The 2,672-nt window shown below is 70.2% G+C and carries 2 protein-coding genes; one reads left to right on the top strand and one right to left on the bottom strand.

What is annotated here, in order from left to right:
* Positions 1-319 precede the first annotated feature (319 nt).
* Positions 320-1,750 carry a pyruvate kinase gene (gene pyk, locus ACIQOV_RS36360; RefSeq protein ID WP_380632655.1) on the top strand — a complete coding sequence of 477 codons (1,431 nt, stop codon included), beginning with the start codon at positions 320-322 and terminating at the stop codon, positions 1,748-1,750.
* Positions 1,751-1,792: 42 nt separating this feature from the next.
* Here the strand turns inward: pyk and ACIQOV_RS36355 are convergent, their stop codons facing one another.
* Positions 1,793-2,569: a helix-turn-helix domain-containing protein gene (locus ACIQOV_RS36355; protein ID WP_401055082.1), complete on the bottom strand. Its 777-nt coding sequence runs from the start codon at positions 2,567-2,569 to the stop codon at positions 1,793-1,795.
* Positions 2,570-2,672 lie beyond the last annotated feature (103 nt).

Raw genomic sequence — 2,672 nt, 5'->3', positions numbered from 1 at the left:
GTGTACTGGTCCTTGAGTTTCATCTGGGTGGTGAGGCGGCCCTCTGTGAACACGGTGCGCCAGTCGGTGCTGTCGCTGGGGGAGCGGCGGCGGAAGCGGCGGTGAACCAGAGGTGAACACCCCTTCACGGAATCGCATCGGCAGGCGGCGCGGGCGGCGCGGGAGGCGTACGGGCGGCGCGCGGCAGCGACGTGGAGCGGGGCGCTCGCACAGCGGTCCGAGGATGTGTCAGATTGTTCAACTCGCCTTACCGCAAAGGTCATCCCGCAGTCCGGACCCGCGTCGTGGTTACGCGCCGGTAATGCCTAGTCTCAGCACTATGCGCCGAGCAAAAATCGTCTGTACCCTCGGGCCCGCCACCGACTCGTACGACCAGATCAAGTCCCTGGTCGACGCCGGGATGGACATCGCCCGACTGAACCTCAGTCACGGCTCGCACACCGAGCACGAGGAACGCTACCGCCGCGTCCGCAAGGCCGCCGACGAGACCGGCCGCAGCGTCGGCATCCTCGTCGACCTTCAAGGCCCGAAGATCCGGCTCGACACCTTCGCCCACGGACCCGTACTTCTCGAACGCGGCGACGAGTTCACCATCTCCACCGACAACGGCGTCGTGGGGGACAAGGACCGCTGCGGAACCACCTACTCCGGGCTCGCCGGGGACGTCAGCCGCGGCGAGCGCATCCTGGTCGACGACGGCCGGGTCACCCTGGAGGTCGTCGCCGTCGACGGGCCGCACGTGCGCTGCCTGGTCATCGAAGGCGGCCTGGTCTCCGACCACAAGGGCCTCAACCTCCCCGGCGTCGCCGTCTCCGTCCCCGCACTCAGCGACAAGGACGTCGCCGACCTGCGGTGGGCGCTGCGCACCGGGGCCGACCTCATCGCGCTCTCCTTCGTCCGCAGCGGGCGGGACGTCGAGGACGTCCACCGGATCATGGCGGAGGAGGGACGCCGGGTCCCGGTCATCGCCAAGATCGAGAAGCCGCAGGCGGTGGAGAACCTGGAGTCCGTCGTCGACGCCTTCGACGGGATCATGGTGGCCCGCGGCGACCTGGGCGTGGAGATGCCCCTCGAACAGGTCCCGCTGGTCCAGAAGCGCGCCATCAAGCTCGCCCGCCGCAACGCCAAGCCGGTCATCGTCGCGACCCAGATGCTCGACTCGATGATCAACACCTCCCGGCCGACCCGCGCCGAGGCCTCCGACGTCGCCAACGCCGTCCTGGACGGGACGGACGCGGTGATGCTCTCCGGGGAGACCTCGGTCGGCAAGTACCCGGTCGAGACCGTCAAGACCATGGCCCGGATCGTCGAGGCCGCCGAGAACGACATCCTGGCCGCGGGCCTCCCGCCGCTCACCACCGGCAGCAAGCCGCGGACCCAGGGCGGCGCCGTCGCCCGCGCGGCCGCCGAGATCGGCGACTTCCTGCACGCCAAGTACCTGATCGCCTTCACCCAGTCCGGCGACACCGCCCGCCGGCTCACCCGCTACCGCTCGCCCATCCCGGTGCTCGCCTTCACCTACGAACCGGCCGTACGCAGCCAACTCGCCCTCACCTGGGGCGTGGAGACCTTCCTCGGCCCGTTCGCCCCGACCACCGACCAGATGGTCGAACAGGTCGACGCGGCACTCCTGTCGCTCGGCCGCTGCCAGAAGGGCGACATCGTCGTCATCACGGCGGGTTCGCCTCCCGGCCTGGCCGGCTCCACCAACCTCGTCCGCGTCCACCACGTGGGGACGCTGGACGCCTGAGTGACTGCCCGGCGGCGCGGCCCTCCCGGGGCCGCGCCGCTGTCAGTGCTTGGGGCCGATGTGGGCGTCCATGAGGGCGACGGAGTCCTTGCGGGCGACGGAGATGTTGACCTGGCCGGTGGGGCGGGGGATCGAGGCCTTCCACTGGACGCCGACGGCGTCGAGGGTGGCGGTGAAGAGGCCGATGATGTCGGCCGACGTGTTGGTGAAGAAGTACCGGGGGTACTCGTAGCGCTTTGTGACGCCACCGACCGTGCGGGTCGTCCAGTTGGTGATGCGGCAGCCGTCGGAGTGGATCAGGCCCCGCAGGAACTCCCACGGGTGGGCGTCGACGATCGCCTGCTGCCAGGGCGCGAGGACGATCGGCCGCAGGTGCTTCGGGCCGGGGCCGTGCTGGGGGAAGAGACAGGGCCAGTGCTTGCTGGTGCTGACGACGCTCGTGCAGCCCGGCGCGTGGACACGGTTGACCTTGTTGTGCGGCATGACAGCGGAGACGGCGCGCTCGCACTCGTCGATGAGGCCGGGCCAGGCGTCGCAGCAGGCGATGCGAAGGGCGTGGACCTCGCGGCGACCCTCGCTGATGCAGCCGTCGCCGAGGTAGAGCCCGAGCAGATAGGCGTAGTCCGCGGGCGGGCGAGAGGGGTCGAGCCGGCCGTCACGGAGCGGGCATTCGGCGGTCATGCGCGGGCTGGGGACGGCACCGGAAGCCCACTCGCGGATCGAGGACCGGGATATTCCGGTCGCGCGGCTGACCTGACTGAAGGTCAGTCCGGATGCGTGGAGGTCGAGCGCCCGTTGGCGCGTGGCCGTGTCGTACATGTCGCTGTCAGTGCTTGGGGCCGATGTGGGCGTCCATGGGGGCGACGGAGTCCTTGCGGGCGACGGAGATGTTGACCTGGCCGGTGGGGCGGGGGATCGAGGC

Origin of the sequence: Kitasatospora sp. NPDC091257 (genome assembly GCF_044757675.1) — a bacterium.
Lineage (GTDB): Bacteria > Actinomycetota > Actinomycetes > Streptomycetales > Streptomycetaceae > Kitasatospora > Kitasatospora lactacystinica.
This window is presented reverse-complemented; position numbering and strand designations above follow the sequence as displayed.

What these genes read in the sequence shown, in the direction of transcription:
- pyk (WP_380632655.1), top strand. Translation starts at nt 320, where the DNA reads ATGCGCCGAGCAAAAATCGTCTGTACCCTCGGGCCCGCCACCGACTCG.
- ACIQOV_RS36355 (WP_401055082.1), bottom strand. Translation starts at nt 2,569, where the DNA reads ATGTACGACACGGCCACGCGCCAACGGGCGCTCGACCTCCACGCATCC.